General features: G+C 39.6%; 16 protein-coding genes. 15 read left to right on the forward strand and 1 reads right to left on the reverse strand.

The annotated features are described in order from the left end of the window. Positions 1-244: 244 nt before the first annotated feature. From ACJ9PY_RS09610 to ACJ9PY_RS09620, 3 genes are all read left to right on the forward strand, one after another. Positions 245-1,114, forward strand: a complete 870-nt coding sequence (locus ACJ9PY_RS09610) for a cation diffusion facilitator family transporter (protein WP_098187227.1) — start codon at positions 245-247, stop codon at positions 1,112-1,114. A 451-nt stretch (positions 1,115-1,565) separates the two neighbouring features. After that, positions 1,566-3,194 carry a ribosomal protection-like ABC-F family protein gene (gene abc-f / locus ACJ9PY_RS09615; protein ID WP_411739885.1) on the forward strand — a complete coding sequence of 543 codons (1,629 nt, stop codon included), beginning with the start codon at positions 1,566-1,568 and terminating at the stop codon, positions 3,192-3,194. Positions 3,195-3,437: 243 nt separating this feature from the next. Further along, a complete protein-coding gene (locus ACJ9PY_RS09620) occupies positions 3,438-3,857 on the forward strand; it encodes a VOC family protein (protein ID WP_411739886.1) in 420 nt (139 codons plus the stop codon). Between the two features lie 230 nt (positions 3,858-4,087). On the opposite strand, the gene ACJ9PY_RS09625 is transcribed toward ACJ9PY_RS09620, so the two are convergent. Beyond that, complete coding sequence (locus tag ACJ9PY_RS09625; RefSeq protein ID WP_198426235.1) at positions 4,088-4,360, reverse strand: ribbon-helix-helix domain-containing protein; 273 nt, start codon at positions 4,358-4,360, stop codon at positions 4,088-4,090. 376 nt (positions 4,361-4,736) lie between these two features. On the opposite strand from ACJ9PY_RS09625, the gene ACJ9PY_RS09630 reads away from it, so the two are divergent. From ACJ9PY_RS09630 to ACJ9PY_RS09685, 12 genes are all read left to right on the forward strand, one after another. Further along, entirely contained in the window at positions 4,737-6,065 is a 1,329-nt protein-coding gene (locus ACJ9PY_RS09630) for a PTS sugar transporter subunit IIC (RefSeq protein ID WP_063576676.1), read from the forward strand. After that, a complete protein-coding gene (locus tag ACJ9PY_RS09635; RefSeq protein ID WP_411739887.1) occupies positions 6,058-6,354 on the forward strand; it encodes a hypothetical protein in 297 nt (98 codons plus the stop codon). Before ACJ9PY_RS09630 ends, ACJ9PY_RS09635 begins: the two co-directional genes overlap by 8 nt. After that, positions 6,351-7,433 carry a DUF871 domain-containing protein gene (locus tag ACJ9PY_RS09640; protein WP_411739888.1) on the forward strand — a complete coding sequence of 361 codons (1,083 nt, stop codon included), beginning with the start codon at positions 6,351-6,353 and terminating at the stop codon, positions 7,431-7,433. Before ACJ9PY_RS09635 ends, ACJ9PY_RS09640 begins: the two co-directional genes overlap by 4 nt. Before the next feature lie 30 nt (positions 7,434-7,463). Then, the gene (locus ACJ9PY_RS09645) at positions 7,464-7,769 is read left to right on the forward strand and encodes a PTS sugar transporter subunit IIB (RefSeq protein WP_048685915.1); all 306 of its coding nucleotides are present in this window, start codon (positions 7,464-7,466) and stop codon (positions 7,767-7,769) included. A gap of 24 nt (positions 7,770-7,793) precedes the next feature. Next, entirely contained in the window at positions 7,794-8,120 is a 327-nt protein-coding gene (locus tag ACJ9PY_RS09650; RefSeq protein ID WP_063576673.1) for a PTS lactose/cellobiose transporter subunit IIA, read from the forward strand. Positions 8,121-8,392: 272 nt separating this feature from the next. Further along, entirely contained in the window at positions 8,393-9,295 is a 903-nt protein-coding gene (locus ACJ9PY_RS09655) for an aldo/keto reductase family oxidoreductase (RefSeq protein WP_411739889.1), read from the forward strand. An 817-nt stretch (positions 9,296-10,112) separates the two neighbouring features. After that, positions 10,113-10,712 carry an NTP transferase domain-containing protein gene (locus ACJ9PY_RS09660; protein ID WP_411739890.1) on the forward strand — a complete coding sequence of 200 codons (600 nt, stop codon included), beginning with the start codon at positions 10,113-10,115 and terminating at the stop codon, positions 10,710-10,712. Positions 10,713-10,847: 135 nt separating this feature from the next. Next, on the forward strand, positions 10,848-13,007 hold the full coding sequence (locus tag ACJ9PY_RS09665; protein ID WP_411739891.1) for a xanthine dehydrogenase family protein molybdopterin-binding subunit: 2,160 nt from the start codon (positions 10,848-10,850) through the stop codon (positions 13,005-13,007). Next, positions 13,004-13,468 carry a (2Fe-2S)-binding protein gene (locus ACJ9PY_RS09670; RefSeq protein ID WP_063576666.1) on the forward strand — a complete coding sequence of 155 codons (465 nt, stop codon included), beginning with the start codon at positions 13,004-13,006 and terminating at the stop codon, positions 13,466-13,468. Before ACJ9PY_RS09665 ends, ACJ9PY_RS09670 begins: the two co-directional genes overlap by 4 nt. Then, positions 13,465-14,331 (forward strand): FAD binding domain-containing protein, encoded by an 867-nt coding sequence (locus ACJ9PY_RS09675; RefSeq protein WP_411739892.1) that lies wholly within the window; start codon positions 13,465-13,467, stop codon positions 14,329-14,331. The genes ACJ9PY_RS09670 and ACJ9PY_RS09675 overlap by 4 nt, the downstream gene beginning before the upstream one ends. A gap of 26 nt (positions 14,332-14,357) precedes the next feature. Continuing rightward, positions 14,358-15,152, forward strand: coding sequence for an XdhC family protein (locus ACJ9PY_RS09680; protein WP_176548577.1), 795 nt, complete (start codon positions 14,358-14,360; stop codon positions 15,150-15,152). 506 nt (positions 15,153-15,658) lie between these two features. Further along, positions 15,659-16,768 (forward strand): DNA alkylation repair protein, encoded by a 1,110-nt coding sequence (locus ACJ9PY_RS09685; protein ID WP_411739893.1) that lies wholly within the window; start codon positions 15,659-15,661, stop codon positions 16,766-16,768. The last annotated feature ends 35 nt before the right edge of the window (positions 16,769-16,803 follow it).

Genomic DNA, 16,803 nt, shown 5'->3' on the forward strand with positions numbered 1-16,803 from the left:
GTGAGGGTTGTGTTACCGCAACCCTTTTCTAATGCAACAAATCTTCTTTCGGAGGGAAATTTGCAGCATAAGGGCTTTTCCTATAATAAAACCACCATAAATATCATTCTTTTCAGATAGTTTGCCATATGCAACATAGTTATCTATCACTTACTTATATAAAGTGATACAAAAAGGTTGCTATAGACCCACCCATTTTTAAGTTGATATGATATTCAGGTACTTAATTGTGGGGGGAAGTTGAATGGAAGAACAAAAATATAATGACCTCAAATTAGGCGAACGTGGTGCAATCATCAGTATTATTGCTTATATTTGTCTATCAATCATAAAGCTGGCTATCGGATACATAAGCGACTCAGCGGCTTTAAAAGCGGATGGGTTGAACAACACGACTGATATTATCGCGTCCCTTGCCGTACTGATCGGTTTAAGGCTAGCTCAAAGACCCCCAGATAAAGATCATGGTTATGGTCATTGGAAGAGTGAAACGATTGCATCAATGGTAGCTTCATTTATCATGTTTGCTGTTGGTGTACAAGTATTGATAGATGCTGCTGCTTCCATGCTTAAAGGTGGAGAGGAATCACCTGACATTATTGCCGGATATGTAGGTGTTTTATCAGCAATAGCCATGTATTTTGTATACCGATATAATAAAAAGCTTGCTATGAAAATTAACAGTAAAGCCGTTATGGCAGCTTCGAAAGATAATATTTCCGATGCTTGGGTAAGTATAGGAACAGCTATAGGGATTTTCGGATCCCAATTAAACATGCCATGGCTTGATCCCCTTACGGCCATCATTGTTGGATTATTAATATGCAAAACAGCCTGGGATATATTCAGTCAAGCCTCACATGAACTTTCTGACGGTTTTGATGAAAATAAAATTCATCTATATAAGGATGTAATTACAAATGTAGATGGAGTCAAGGGGATAAAAGAAATTAAAGGAAGAAATTACGGGAACAATGAAGTGATTGATGTTGTGATCCTTGTCAATTCCACCTTGGATATTAAAGAAGCACATGATATAGCAACACATGTAGAAAAAGTGATGATGAAAGATCATGGAGTTTATGATGTTCATGTCCATGTAGAGCCCAATTAACTCTCTCTTTCATTATGAATTAAAAAAAGGTCTAAATCTGCTTTACAAACATATAAATGATATGCAATCATTAATTCATTACATTGGAAGGAAAAGGTACCTTATACAATGAAGCAGTAATCTTATCAAATAAACAGTAAATCTGAATCAATTTCAATGGGTGTAATCGGTTAGATATGTTCAATGCAAATAAGCCGTCACTTTGTTTGCTTACCGGATTTATCGGTAAGTAAAGTGAATTCATTTTTTCATTTGAACAAGAATCTTTTTAGATACCCATGTGAGATTTTTAATGATTATGTTTAGAGATGGATTCGTCTGTTCGTTTATAGGTACTAATTCATATACAATTACTTTTTCTGATATTCAATCAGATGAGGTATATTTGGTTTATGTATATTAATTTAGTAACAGGCGATCTCTCTCTAGAAAAATGGAGGGGGATTTTTTTATGTTATTTTTAAAAGCGAATGATTTAAAGAAAAGTTACGGAAGCCGTGAAGTTCTTTCTGTTGATACACTTCATCTTTACAGTCATGACCGTGTTGGTTTGGTTGGCAGGAATGGAGAAGGTAAAACGACCCTGCTTTCTATACTAGCGGGAGTGAGGGAACCCGATTCCGGTCATATCGAGAGCTATGGAACAGTCAGCTATATCCCGCAGATGGAAGAAACTGAACAAGAAATAAGCGGGGTATTAACGAGTATATGGAAACTGCCCGATGAGAATCAAGAAATCATCAGCGGCGGTGAACGAACCCGAAGAAAAATCGCCGCAGCCCTTTCTTCCAATGCGGATGTATTGATCGCGGATGAACCTACCAGCCATTTGGATATATTCGGAATTGAACAATTGGAAAAAGATTTAAAATCTTTTAATGGCGCTATTTTGCTTACTTCACATGATAAAGCATTCTTGAATCATCTATGTACAACAATATGGGAAGTTGAGCAAGGCAAGGTAACGGTATATGAAGGGAATTACGAAGCGTATATAGTACAAAAGCAGGCAAAAACAGAAAAGGAAAATAAGCAATATGAAGAGTATACCCGCGAAAAGAACCGGTTGAAACAGGCTGCACAAAACCTCCAAGCCAAATCCGATTCAATTAGGAAAGCCCCTAAACGAATGGGTAATTCAGAAGCAAGGCTGCATAAACGGAGCTCCGGGAAACAGAAGGCGAAATTGAACCGTTCTGCTGAAGCGATCGAAACTCGAATCGAAAAATTAGCAAAAATAGAAAAACCGAGGGAAGATTCCCCCATCATCTTTGATATTTCAGAATTTCCATCTTTGCATAGCAAAAGGGTCATTCGATTTAATGGCTGTTCCCTGAAAGTCGGGTCACGGGTGCTGAAACAACATATTTTCGGAGATGTCCCCTTAGCTTGCAGACTCGCCATCAATGGTCAAAATGGTTCAGGAAAAACGACATTATTGAAAAAGATAGTGGAAAGGCACCCAGATTTATATGTCGCGATGCCAGCAAAGATTGGATTTTTTGCCCAACAACAAGAAAATTTAAATGAAAGTAAAACGGTTCTCGAAAATATATTGGAGGACAGTCCCTACAATCAAGCCTTTATTCGTACACTTTTATCACGATTAGCTTTTAAAGGAAATGACGTTCACAAACAAGTATCACTTTTAAGCGGTGGGGAAAAAGTCAGGGCTTCCCTAGCAAAAGTTTTTTTGGGAAACTATAATGTACTGGTTTTGGATGAACCTACAAATTACCTGGATATTCATACTAAAGAGGCTTTAACAGAAGTGTTAAAAGCATATCCAGGAACGATCGTTTTTGTGACTCATGATCGTTCATTGATCCAATCGCTTGCAACACATTCACTTTCATTTGAAAAAGAACCTCCGAGAGTATGTGCTATAAATAAGGAATCAACAAAATCAGCCACTCGCAAGGATGGCCTTGAAGATAAGCAGGCTGAGCTTCTTATGATTGAAGTGCAAATCATCGAGACACTTGGTAAACTGTCCAGTGTTATGAAGGAAGAGGAAAAAGCGGAATTGGATAGGGAATACCTCCAACTCTTGAACAAGAAAAAAGAGCTTGAAGGTTAAGTGCAATCCATTAAAGGCCCTTCTCAATCGAGAGGGGCCTTTTGATTGATAAAGAGCGGTTAAAGTAGAGAGATAGATTACACTTTAAATACCAATAAAATGGATTAGTGAAATTAATGAAAAAAAAGATGGGGGATGTTAAAATTAACCAAGTGTATGAAGGAAAGACTCATCTTGATTGGGATTCAATTAGATAAAATAAATGAGATTTAGAAGGAGAAACTAAGTAAGAAGGGGGCAATCATGAAACCACGTATTACTGTCATTACATTAGGTGTGGATGATTTGGAAAAATCGCTGGAATTCTATCGGGATGGCCTGGGATTTCAAACAGAAGGAATAGTGGGCAAAGAATTTGAGCATGGAGCCGTTGCCTTTTTGGACTTGCAAGAAGGCCTAAAGCTTGCCATATGGAATCGAAGGGATATAGCTCATGAGGCCAAGGTTCCTTTGTCTCCAGCAAGCCCTACTGAATTTACCCTTGGTCACAATGTAGGCAGTAAAGAGGAAGTGGATATTGTGTTGGAAAAAGCAAAAATAGCTGGAGCGATCATAACCGATCCGGCACATGACACTTTCTGGGGAGGATACTCTGCACACTTTCAAGACCCTGATGGACACCTTTGGGAAGTCGTTTGGAATCCGCAGTGGGATGGTGAATAGAATCATGATTAGAGATCATTTCGATACTCTAGTTTTATTCATTCCATTAAAACAATGAAGATCAGAGTCTAGGGGAGACCGCGCAGGTTTAAAGGCGCCGAGGGCTGTCCGCCCGCAAAAAGCGAGTGCCTGGAGTGAAAATCCAACGTTCAAATTATAAAAACCATAAAAAATTGTAGGCAAAATCGATTTTCATCAAGTTTGCCTACAGTATGAAACAAGTACTTTACCTAGGGGTTATGTGCTTGTTTTTTATTTATGAACTCTCTGCTTTTTGCAATCAATTCATTATTCTTTTCAATCGCTTCGTTATTACTGTATTTCACCTGATTAACGGTATCATTATCTTCCATGTATTCAAGCAGCAAGTCTACCGCTTTATCCATCAGTCTTTCGATGGGGATACCTCTTTCTTCAGCCAAATTAGCGAGTCTATTATTCAAGTACGGATTGAGGGTAATGTTTATTGGTTTTCTCGTTTCAGAATTGATAGGCCGTTCCACCTTCAGTCTTTTAATCTATCATATACCTTTAATTGAGGGTTAACAAATATAGTGTAGGGAAATGTATGTAGGCTTTGGTTCATCTTTGCACTCAATTCTGGAAGTGAAAAGTGATTTCAAAAAAGAAAGCAGGAAATTGGCAGTGATCAATTTTCCAGTTTTCTTTTTTTTGTGCACTTGGGGAGTCACGAGAAGGGTTTGCGCTACTTTTATCAACAGCGGATTTATAACTGCACTATGTATTCTTGGATTTCAAAGTTTATAACACAAACTATATTTTCAATAAAAATATTGACATAATCAATATAACGTTATAATGTTTATTTATTGTAATTGTGTGTTTTTTCAGACTTTTAATCAAAAGGGGGAAAAGTTATTGAATAATTTTATGGGGATACTCGAAATGAAAGTGCTTCCAGTCGCAAACAAAATTGGTTCACAAAGACATCTGCTGGCAATCAGGCACGGTGTTCTGGCAACACTTCCACTGACGATCATTGGATCATTCTTTGTTATTTTGTTGAATTTTCCAATCAATGGGTATGACGAATGGATTGCACCTTATCGTGCCGCTTTGGATGTTCCGTTTCGGTTTACGGTCGGAGCAATGGCATTATATGCAGCTTTTGGGGTGGGGTCAGCGCTTGCAGGACATTATAAATTAGATCAGCTCAGTGCAGGCCTTCTATCAGTCTTAGCTTTTCTGATTACATGTGTTGTGCCTACCCAAGTCATGGAATCCGTTCCAGGAGTAATAGAAGCCGGTCGCTGGTTACCTATCAGCTCTTTAAGCGCAGCCTCTTTATTCGGTGCAATAGTAACATCCTTGATTTCCGTTGAGATTTATCATTTTTTGATTAAACGCGATATTAAAATCAAATTACCGGAAAGCGTTCCGCCAATGGTTTCGAATTCCTTTGCAGCCCTGATTCCAACATTGGTCGTAGTTCTTCTTTTCTGGGGCATTCGTTATGGTTTGGGCTTTGACATTAACTCGATCATCACTACTTTGGTGTCACCTCTCAAAAATTTATTGGTTGGCAATAGTTTAATAGGAGGTTTGCTTACAGTCTTTCTCATCGTTTTCTTTTGGTCTCTTGGTATTCATGGACCGGCAATATTGGGTCCAATCATACGGCCGATGTGGGATTCGGCGATTCTCGAGAATATGGATGCATTTGCAAGAACGGGTAATGCGGCGAATTTACCCAATCTATTTACCGAACAATTCATTCAATGGTTCGTCTGGATTGGCGGGGCGGGCTCGACATTATCACTTGTTGTACTATTCCTATTTTCAAAATCGAAGTATTTGAAAGAGCTTGGTAAACTGTCCTTTGTTCCAGGGATTTTTAATATTAACGAACCTATCATTTTTGGAGCGCCGATTGTCATGAACCCCATTTTAATGGTTCCATTCATTGTTGCCCCTTTGGTAAATGTCATCGTCTCTTATACATTCTTTCAATTAGGGTTAATACCGATGATAATGGCTAAACTGCCGTTTACGGTCTTTAGTCCAATTGCCGCTGTCATCAGTACAAATTGGACAATCATGGCCGGGGTTCTCGTTTTATTGAATTTTGTCATCTCATTAATGATCTATTTTCCATTTTTCAAGATGTTCGAGAAGCAGCATCTACGTGATGAAAATAAAATAGAAGCTGGACCGGAAGAAAAGAAAGCGGGCATTAAATATGCCTGAAATAATATTCGCCATTCTATCATTTGTCGGGGCGCAAATCATTTTTTCCCGTACTCGGCTAGGTGAAAGTTTAACACCATGGAAATCGGTTGGCCTGTCTATTTTAATCATTAGCTTTTCAATCTTTCTATTTACCGCAATGGGATCGACTTATTATTTGATTGTCATTGTACCAACGATTATTTGTTCTGTAATGGTATCCTCCCGCTACCGTGACTATTTAATGGGATTACAAACTAAGCGGTCTCAATGGAAAGAAAGTAGAAAAGGAGTGAATGATAGCTTATGAGAAGATTAGGTATTTCAATTTATCCGGAACACTCTACACCGGATAAAGACAAGCAATATATTAAACTTGCCCATAGTTATGGTGTTGAACGAATATTCACGTGTTTATTATCGGTTTCAAAACCATATGAAATTGTCATGGAAGAATATAAAAATATTATTTCTTATGCGAAAGCGCTACATATGGAAGTCATACTTGATGTTGCTCCAGCTGTTTTCGATAAGTTTGATATTAGCTATGATGATTTAAGTTTTTTCGCAGAAATGGGAGCTGACGGCGTTCGTCTGGATCTTGGATTCGATGGCTTGAAAGAAGCTAAAATGACCTATAATCCTTATGGATTGAAAATCGAATTGAATATGAGTAATGATGTTGATTATTTATCGAACATTCTGACGCATCAGGGCAATAAAAATCAAATCATTGGCTGTCATAATTTCTATCCCCAAAAATTCACAGGTCTTCCTTACGACTTCTTCATCGCCTGCAGTAAACGGTTTAAAGAACATGGCATTCGTACAGCTGCATTCGTTACTTCACAGACCGGTGATATAGGTCCTTGGAGTATAAATGATGGATTATGCACATTAGAACAGCACCGTGAACTTTCAATTGATGTACAAGCCAAGCATCTATGGGCAACGGGTTTAATTGATGATGTCATCATTGGGAATGCTTACGCTAGTGAAGAGGAACTAAGAATGCTGGGGGCCTTACAGCGTGACATGATCGAGTTGAAAGTGGAACTCCATTCGGATGCGTCACCAATTGAGCAAAAAGTTGTACTGGATGAATTACACCTTCGCCGTGGTGACATCAGCGAGTATATGGTCCGTTCAGTGGAGGTCCGAAAAAAATATGCGAATGAAGATTTCGCAGTCCGGGAAAGTATCCCACAGCGCAAAGGGGCCGTTTTCATTGGCAATGATTCTTTTGGAAAATACAAAGGCGAACTTCAAGTCATCTTAAGGGATATGCCATTGGATGAACGTAAAAATGCAGTCGCCCATGTTGTAAAAGAGGAACTTTTTTTACTGGATTATATTAAACCATGGGGCACATTTAGATTGATTAAATAACCTGACCCTAATTTATAAGGAGGAATAATGATGAATATTTTATTATGCTGTTCTGCAGGTATGTCCACTAGTCTTTTGGTTAATAAGATGGAGAAAGCGGCGGTGGAAGAAGGATTGAGCGTGAAAATCCAGGCTGTTGCCACTATGGAAGTAAGAAACCATATAAATGAGGTGGATGTTATTCTTTTAGGCCCTCAAGTTCGGTATCAACTTAATGATATAAAGAAAATAGGGGATGAAAAAGGAATACCTGTAGATACGATAAATCCAATGCATTATGGAACTTGTAATGGCAAGGAAGTATTGCGTACGGCCCTCCAATTAATTTCAAAATAGCATACTATCAAAAGGAGTGGTAAAATGACGAAAACAAAAGAGGATCTATCAGAATTATCATTTCAATTAATTCTCCATAGCGGGAATGCCCGCAGTTGTGCAATGGAGGCCATTGCCTTGCAAAAACAAGGTAAATCAAGCGATGCCCAGGATAAATTAAAGGAAGCGGAACATGAGTTTGTTGCTGCACATAAAATCCAAACCGCATTGATTCAACAGGAAGTGAATGGTGAGAAATTCGATATTCCAATGCTCTTGATCCATGCTCAAGATCACTTGATGACTTCCATGACAACAAAAGATTTAGCGATAGAAATCGTGGAATTACACAAGAAAACACAAAAGAACTAACAATATTCAGGAGGTTGCTGCGGCAGCCTTTTTCTTATGTTCATAACGTGTGAACTTCAACGAGAAGGCGGAGATATCCTCCTTCATGAACCTAAGTTAAATGAATATGGCAGATAAGGGTCACTCAGGATTAGGATTCTCCGAAAATTTAAATTATACTAGGTTCATGACAGTAGCCATAGATACTGTCACTGATTAACGAAGGGCAGTCATGATAGAAAAACAAACAACTAATTAGCAAGCGCAATCATTTTATAAAAGGGGAGAAAAGCATGCAAAGAGTCAATCTAACTGAAGATCTTAGTCTTTCAAGAATTGTACACGGTATGTGGAGATTGGCAGATTGGAGATTTTCTGCCGAGGAAATCTTAACTCTTATTGAACATGGAATGGATCGGGGCGTCACTACATATGATCACGCAGATATATATGGAAGCTATACGTGTGAAGAGATTTTTGGGAACGCACTTTCATTAAAGCCTTCTTTACGCTATAAAATGGAAATCGTTACGAAATGTGGCATCGTTCTTCAATCAAAAAACCGTCCTTCCCATAAAAGTCACCATTACGATACTAGTAAAACCCATATCATAAAGTCAGTTGAACAATCTCTTATGAATCTTAAAACCGATTATATTGATCTGTTACTTATCCATCGTCCGGATCCCCTGATGGACCCGGCGGAAACGGCTGAGGCGTTTAATCAATTAAAGGAATCAGGAAAGGTCCGAAACTTTGGGGTATCGAACTTCAAAAAACCGCAATGGGATATGCTCCAATCATATCTAGACTATCCGCTTGTGACGAATCAGCTGGAGCTTTCGGCATACAATCTTGAAAACTTCGAAGACGGAACCTTGAACTTATGTCAGGAAAAGGGCGTTGCGCCTATGGCATGGTCACCGCTTTCAGGAGGCAGCATCTTTGAGGAATCGAACGAAAAGGCTGTCCGTTTAAGAAAAACGTTAGAAACCGTGAAAGAAGAAATCGGTGCCAATGGAATAGATGAAGTGATGTATGCCTGGCTGTTGAGGCATCCCGCAAAAATCATTCCAATCGTTGGGTCCGGTAAGAAAGAACGGTTGGACAGCGCCATTGATTCACTAAACTTAAGCATGGAAAAAGAGCAATGGTTTAACATATTTACTAGCTCGATGGGACATGATATTCCGTAATGAATTGTACCTTTGAACAAGAAACCTTGCCTTCATTAATGGGGACCTCCGTAAAGAGGTCCCCATTCTTAAATTTCAAACAGAGACGAGATGGACTTTCACTTTACAAAGCATGATTTTTGGTGAATTTTTTTAAGTGCTAATAAGATTTTTCCATATAATAAAAATACTATTTGATTTTAGCGGTGAAACAACATGAAAATCGGGGTAATAGGCTCAAATTATTTTGTTTGAATCCATATCAATCCACTTTCCCATGTTTCCCAAACCATTCATTTCCGTTCAATATGATATGTGGAAGAAAGCAGTCTATTAATAGAAAATGCGGGAAAACAAACCAATCTATTACTGTTTTCAGGTTCCAAACCTTTTTTATGGATACGAAAAGGTTAAAAGGAACTTATATAGAAACTATTTATGTCCCATCTTCTGGACTTTAATTCATGAACAAGTAAAATAGATAAGCAAAGATGCACCACTACATCTCATCTTTATTTTGTATATTTCCTACCTCCGCACTCTACACATATAGTATGTGGGAACATAGTTTACACCTTCAATGTTGTGAAAATTTAGGGGTGAAATGATTCTGATTCTTATTTTGAATAAACTAAAACAGACAGGAAAATATTTATCCTGTCTGTTTTTTTGCCTCTTAAATAACTACGGTGAAGCGTACCATAAGTAATATAATGAGGCTTTTAAGCATATAAAGAAAAAACAATATGTTCTCTTATTAGTCCATACAGCAAATCCTGCCTCCGCTTGTGCTTTTATTGTGAGATTTAAGAAAAATGATAGGTAGAAGGTGACGAAAATGGAAGCGATCGTCCTAGCTGCTGGATATTCCAGCCGAGCGAATGCATTTAAGATGACTTTGCCGATGGGGCAAATGAGCGTGTTGGAGCAAACGATCTCTAAATTTGAAGGAATATGCAGCAGGGTCATCGTCGTAGCTGGATTTCAAGCGGAAATCATCCGAGAGGAAATTGCCAAAATCATCAGTGAAAATGCCTATTCATTTCAGATCAAATTTGTTTATAATGAAAACTTTAACCAGGGAATGTTTCATTCCATTCAAAAGGGCTGTAACGAAGTAAATGCCCCAACCTTCTTTTTAACTCCCGGCGATTGTCCGCTTGTAAAAAAAGAGTCTGTTCAGCTACTAGCAAAACACAAAGGAAACGTGGTTATTCCGAGCTTTGACTATAAAGGCGGCCATCCCATTAAATTATCGAGCGAAGTGAAACAGAAAATTCTCGAAACCAATCCAGAAAGTAATTTGCGTGTGGTCCTGGACGGTTACGAAAAGCAATACATGAATGTAGATGATGCGGGAGTATTAATGGATGTTGATACACCGGAGGATTACCAAAAAGCCATTGATTATGATAATGCTTTAAATTTCTCGAAGTAAAAATAAAAATAAAACCTACGAAAATCTTGAATAGAAATGAATCATAAAAGATCATGCTCATTGATAAAATCATTGGAAGAGGTTTCTATTCAGAATATGTCCCATTAAAAAAATGAGTCGAAGGGTGTTGTTGCAATGAATCTCAAAGACATAAGCACCTCAGTGCCCAAAAAGGACCATAAAGGTAAAGTATCGGGCCAGTTGCCCTATATTAGTGACGTGAAAGTGGAAAATATGGTTTATGGTGTTTTGTATCGATCGCCAATTGCTTATGGAAAAATCATATCCATTCAATTACCCAATCTTCCGGAAGGGTATGAAGCTGTTGGAGCAGAGCATATCCCCGGACCGAATTATGTCAAAATTATCAAAGAAGATCAGCCCATTTTTGCCAATGAGTGGGTCAATTATATTGGTGAGCCAATTCTCATGCTCACGGGCAAAGACCTGGATATCCTATACAGTTTGTTAAATGAAGTGAAGGTTGAATTTGAAGAACATCAGGCTATCTATACATTGGACGAAGCGATCAAGCAAAAATCAGTATCCTTAGTTTTGGCAAGCTATGAATTTGGGGAAAGCTTAGAAAACATTTCAGCTATCGAGCAGGGAGCCCATCAAATCATCGAAGAAGAATATGATACGGGTTATCAGGAGCATGTCTATCTTGAGCCGCAAGGAATGCTCGCCGTTTATAAGGATGATGAAATTGTCGTCCAGGGATCGATGCAATGTCTTTATTATATAAAAAATGCATTGCTAAGCGCATTAGCCTGTGGTGACGATGAAGTCAGGGTTGTTCAAAGTCCTACCGGCGGAGGTTTTGGCGGAAAAGAAGATTATCCTTCTATGATGGCTTGTCACGTAGCCGTTGCCGCAAGAGCAGTAAAAAAATCGGTAATGCTCGTGTTCGACCGTTCTGAGGATATGCTGGTAACGACGAAAAGGCATCCGGCCAAACTCAAATATCGGACGGCCCTTGATAAGGAAGGAAATATTTTAAGCATGTGTGTTGACATCTTTCTCGATGGAGGGGCAAATGTTGGATTGAGCTCTGTCGTGCTGCAGCGCGCATTATTAAACAGTGCTGGTGTTTATAAAATTCCGCATTTTCATGCAAAAGGCTATGTCTTAAAAACCAATACCGTTCCGAACGGCGCCTTCAGAGGCTTTGGTGCTCCTCAAAGCTTTGCCGGAATCGAAAGTCATATTGGACATCTTAGTAAACTGGCAAAAATCGACCCGCTTGATTATAAACGAAAATACCTCGTCAAACAAGGAGATCCCACCATCACCAAAGGTAAATTCCGCGACCCGATATTAGTGGAAGATATGATTGAGGACGTACTCACCGTGTCAGAATACAATAAGAAAAAAGAAGACTTTCAGCGCTTAAATCAACAAAATCAGCGCTATAAAAAAGGGATAGGAACTTCGCTGTTCCTCCACGGCTGTGGGTTTACTGGCAGTGGCGAAAGAGATCATATTAAAGCAGAGGTGAAACTGGTTAAATCAAAGGACGACCAGGTATCACTAAAAATCTCAAACTCTGATATGGGACAAGGTATTTTGACGACGTTGTGTAAAATTGTCGCCAAAGAACTTAACCTCCCGTTCGAAGATATTTTGTACCCCTACCCCGACACAAAAGAGGTTCCCGACTCGGGTCCGACAGTAGCTTCCAGGACGACGATGATTGTCGGAAAATTGCTTGAACGGGCCGCGAAAAAACTTAAGAATCAGTGGCAAACAGGGGTGGAACAGGAGGTGGTTGAGCACTATGTTCACCGTGAAATGATTCCTTGGGACGAGAAAACCTTCACTGGAGATGCGTACCCGGCTTATTCATGGGGCGTTAATATCGTTGAAGTAGAAGTTGATACGTTAACAGGTAATTTAAAGTTAGAAAAAGTATACGGCAATTATGAAGTTGGGAAGGTCATCGATGAACGGATTATGAAAGGCCAAATTGACGGTGGTTTGGCTCAAGGGCTAGCATACGGTTATCTGGAAAAGATGACGTCAAAACAAGGTAGAATCCAACAAAAAAGCATATCGGATTATGGACCGCCGACTTCCTTGGATATTGTTTCAATTGAAAGCAAGGTCTTTGATAACCCTTATGCTGATGGTCCATACGGGGCGAAGGGCGCAGGTGAATTGACTTTAATCGGAGGCGCTCCAGCAGTCCAAGCTGCGATTGAGGATGCCCTGCACACTTCTTTTCAGCAAATTCCGATTACACCGGAAGTCATTATTGAAAGTCTTTGGATGAAAGAAGGTGAAGAGGGTTGATTACTTTCACACTAAATGGAAGAACGGTAGAAACTGACGCCCCTGCTACAGCAAGATTACTAGATTTATTAAGAGATGAGTTTGAGTTAATCGGAACAAAGGAAGGCTGTGGTGAAGGGGAGTGCGGAGCCTGCAGTGTTTTTGTGAATAACCTCCTGCAAAACAGCTGCCTTATTCCAATTGGCTCGATTGCTGGTGCCGATATTCAAACGATCGAAGGCATCATTGAAACGGAACAATTTAAAATTTTAGATGAAAGCTATTCCATAGCCGGGGGAGTGCAATGCGGCTATTGCATACCGGGAATGATTATGGCAAGTGCAGCTTTGTTATCTGAAAATCCTCATCCTTCAGAGGCTGAAATTCGTGAGGGCATCTCCGGAAATCTGTGCCGCTGTACGGGCTACAATATGATTGTTGATGCGATTAACCTAGCAGCTAAAAAAGGTGATGGCTTATGATAGAGAAAATAACAGCGTATCGCTTCGAGCGTTTAGACGAAACTTTGAGCCAATTGAATAGAGAAGATTGTGCAATCATAGCCGGAGGCACCGATGTTATGGTCCTTCACAAAAGTAGAAGGGGAGTACCTCCAAAAATCCCTAAACCGATTGTTTTCATTAATCATCTTTCCGAATTAAAGCAGGTGTATCAACATCACAAGGATCTCCACATCGGGGCCTGCTGTACCTATAGTGAATTACTTGAAAATCCGTTGATTCCTTTTGCTTTAAAGAATGTAATTAAAACAATTGCTGCCCCGGCAATTAGAAACCGGGGAACATTAGGCGGTAATATATGCAACGCCTCTCCAGCCGGTGACATGCTTCCTTTGTTATATGTATACAATGCAAAGCTTCTGTTGCGCTCCGTAAATGGTGATCGCATGGTCGCGATTAGCGATTTCATTCAAGGTCCACGACAGGTTCAACGCTTTCACAATGAAATGGTAACGGAGATTATTCTGCCGTTTGTATTAGGAGATTCACATGTCGTTTTCGAGAAAGTCGGCAACCGCAACGCAGATGCCATTGCCAAAGTATCGTTTGCGGGTTTCGTCCGGATAAGCAAAGATCGAATCGATGACATTCGATTTGCCTTCGGGGCGGTCGGACCTACGATGGTTCGTTCCATTGATATTGAGAGGAAACTGGTTGGAAAAACGATACCATTAGCCGATGCAGACATCGCTGAAATTGTGGCAGCCTTCGATAAGATCATTAGACCAATCGACGATCAACGCTCCACTGCGGCATACAGAAAAACCGTCGCATTACATCTTTTACGTTATTTTCTTAGCATGAAGCAATATCAACCGAATTAATGTTTAAAGATAGGGGGGAGCTTTTCATGCAGCTGATGGAAAAAGTGGCCATGCTGACGCGCCAAAACGAAACCTTTGCTTTAGCCATGATTATTGAATCAAAGGGCTCGACTCCCAGGCATGTTGGAAAAATGATTGTCTACCGGGATGGTACCATTGAAGGGACTGTCGGAGGGGGCTTGGCTGAACACTATGTGATCGAAGATAGTGTAAAGGCGATCCAAAATGGACAATCGAAAATCGTTGAATATAAATTGAATAAACATGCAAAAGACGGAATTCAGATGAATTGTGGCGGCACGTTACGGGTCTTTATTGAAGTCTATAAAAGCAGGCCTGAACTCATTCTGGCTGGGGCCGGTCATTTAGGCCATGCGTTGGCAAAGCTTGCTGATTTCCTTGAATATCCTTATTGCATTGTCGATGATCGCGTTGGTTATTGTACAAAGGAACGCTTTCCGAATGCGGCAAACCTTTTTGTGAACGAGGATATTGGAAAGGCTTTGCTCGCAGCCAACCTAAATGAAAAATCATATGTGGTAATTGTTACAAAAGATTGTGATGATATTGTATTAAAAACGGCACTGCAATTTCCGATTGCATATGTTGGGATGGTAGCCAGTAAACGCAAGGTCATAAGCATATTTGAAAAGTTAAAAAGTGAAGGGGTCACGCAAGAACAGTTGGAGCAGGTCCATTCTCCAATCGGTTTGGAAATTGACTCGGAAACATCAGAAGAAATTGCCATCAGTATTATCGGTCAAATCATCAAATTAAGCAAGGAAAAAAAGCCTGTAAAGGTGAAACAATTAAATAGATAAGTAGAAAGGTCAGATAAAGCAAAAATCAAAATGTCTAATAGATAATGGGGTCAGTCCCCACTGTGTTAAAGTACTAACTCAGTGGGACTGACCCTTTTTCTTTGATAAAAGCTAGAAGCAGGCCCTTGCTATTAGAGTGGGCCTTTTGTCGTTTTGATTCATTCATTAATATGCTAGAAATATTTTACTTTATATGCTACTACTATCATACTATACACAAAGGAAAACTCCTGTATGGGGATATTAAATGGACTTATGGGAAACGGGTTCTGGTGCAAAGATTACATCCATTGGAAAGAGGTTTATAGATTCCTATAGAATCAGCTATTATGCAGTCGTTCCTAATAGTGATGAATGAACTTCACTTGATTTTGGACAGACTTGTTCTGTAAAGTAAGCTTCCTTTTTTAATGATTGTATCGTGCATAACATAGTTTGAAATGATAGCTGATAGGCAGTGCAAGTATCCAAAAGCAAATTTAACCTGAAGAAAAGAAGTGAATGAAATGGCTGAGCCTTTAAAGGATTTATATAATGAAATGTTCATTCGTGAATTCGGTGAAAAAGTAAAGGGTGTCCATCCGTCCTTCTCTACTGAATCGTTTAAAGGGGAAGTAATTGATGAGCATTGGGACGAGAGGAAGTTAAAAGAACGAATAAGGCACATTTCCATTACTCTTGGAAAGTATCTTCCAAGTGATTATCAAGAGGCTTTGGATATTTTGTATCGGCTTGATAAGGATTGTGAGGGTTTTAGATATTTATTTTTCCCTGATTTTGTAGAGGTACATGGATTGAATAAGAAAGATTGGCCGTTATCGCTAGATGCGTTGGAGCGTTTTACAGCAAGGTCATCCTCCGAGTTTGCAATCCGTGCTTTTATCTTGCTTGATCCCGTTTTAATGATCGAGAAGATGAAGGGATGGACCAATCATGATGATGAGCATGTCCGCAGGCTGGCTAGTGAGGGATGCAGGCCCAGGTTACCTTGGGGCCAATCTTTACCGATGTTCAAATCCGATCCGGCACCCGTCTTGGAATTACTTGAGAACCTGAAAAACGATCCGTCCCTATATGTTCGCAAAAGTGTGGCCAATAACTTGAATGATATTGCCAAAGATCATCCGAAAACCGTAATAGAAACAGCTAAGCGCTGGTATGAAAGCGGAGAACCCAACACGATTTGGATTATTCGACGGGGATGCAGGACCTTAGTTCGTCAAGCAGATCCAGAAGTCCTTTCTTTATTTGGATACACGGATATATTGAATAATCCGAATATCATTACAAACGCATTTATTAGAAATGAACCAGACTCGATTATTATTGGGGAAACGAGTGAACTTCATTTCGGTTTTCAAGTTCAAGGAAAGAACACTGTGAAACTTCGCATCGAGTATGCCATCGATTTTGTGAAAGCAAATCAGAAAACTTCCCGTAAAATTTTCCTATTGGCAGATAGGGATTTCTCAGATGGTGAAGGAGTTGAAAGAGTGAGGATTCACAATTGGAAAGACCTGACGACACGTCGACATTACATGGGGATCCATCGAATATCACTCCTTGTGAACGGAGTGGAAGTTGCTGAAACGCAAGTCAAACTAAATGATGGATGATAAAGGTTATTGAAAAGCGAGGGAGAACTTAATTA

Source organism: Peribacillus sp. S4, from assembly GCF_046715815.1.
GTDB lineage: Bacteria > Bacillota > Bacilli > Bacillales > DSM-1321 > Peribacillus > Peribacillus frigoritolerans.

Coding starts and splice junctions, on each gene's coding strand:
- abc-f (WP_411739885.1), top strand. CDS start 1,566: ATGTTATTTTTAAAAGCGAATGATTTAAAGAAAAGTTACGGAAGCCGT.
- ACJ9PY_RS09650 (WP_063576673.1), top strand. CDS start 7,794: ATGACGAAAACAAAAGAGGATCTATCAGAATTATCATTTCAATTAATT.
- ACJ9PY_RS09610 (WP_098187227.1), top strand. CDS start 245: ATGGAAGAACAAAAATATAATGACCTCAAATTAGGCGAACGTGGTGCA.
- ACJ9PY_RS09660 (WP_411739890.1), top strand. CDS start 10,113: ATGGAAGCGATCGTCCTAGCTGCTGGATATTCCAGCCGAGCGAATGCA.
- ACJ9PY_RS09680 (WP_176548577.1), top strand. CDS start 14,358: ATGCAGCTGATGGAAAAAGTGGCCATGCTGACGCGCCAAAACGAAACC.
- ACJ9PY_RS09620 (WP_411739886.1), top strand. CDS start 3,438: ATGAAACCACGTATTACTGTCATTACATTAGGTGTGGATGATTTGGAA.
- ACJ9PY_RS09675 (WP_411739892.1), top strand. CDS start 13,465: ATGATAGAGAAAATAACAGCGTATCGCTTCGAGCGTTTAGACGAAACT.
- ACJ9PY_RS09685 (WP_411739893.1), top strand. CDS start 15,659: ATGGCTGAGCCTTTAAAGGATTTATATAATGAAATGTTCATTCGTGAA.
- ACJ9PY_RS09645 (WP_048685915.1), top strand. CDS start 7,464: ATGAATATTTTATTATGCTGTTCTGCAGGTATGTCCACTAGTCTTTTG.
- ACJ9PY_RS09665 (WP_411739891.1), top strand. CDS start 10,848: ATGAATCTCAAAGACATAAGCACCTCAGTGCCCAAAAAGGACCATAAA.
- ACJ9PY_RS09640 (WP_411739888.1), top strand. CDS start 6,351: ATGAGAAGATTAGGTATTTCAATTTATCCGGAACACTCTACACCGGAT.
- ACJ9PY_RS09655 (WP_411739889.1), top strand. CDS start 8,393: ATGCAAAGAGTCAATCTAACTGAAGATCTTAGTCTTTCAAGAATTGTA.
- ACJ9PY_RS09635 (WP_411739887.1), top strand. CDS start 6,058: ATGCCTGAAATAATATTCGCCATTCTATCATTTGTCGGGGCGCAAATC.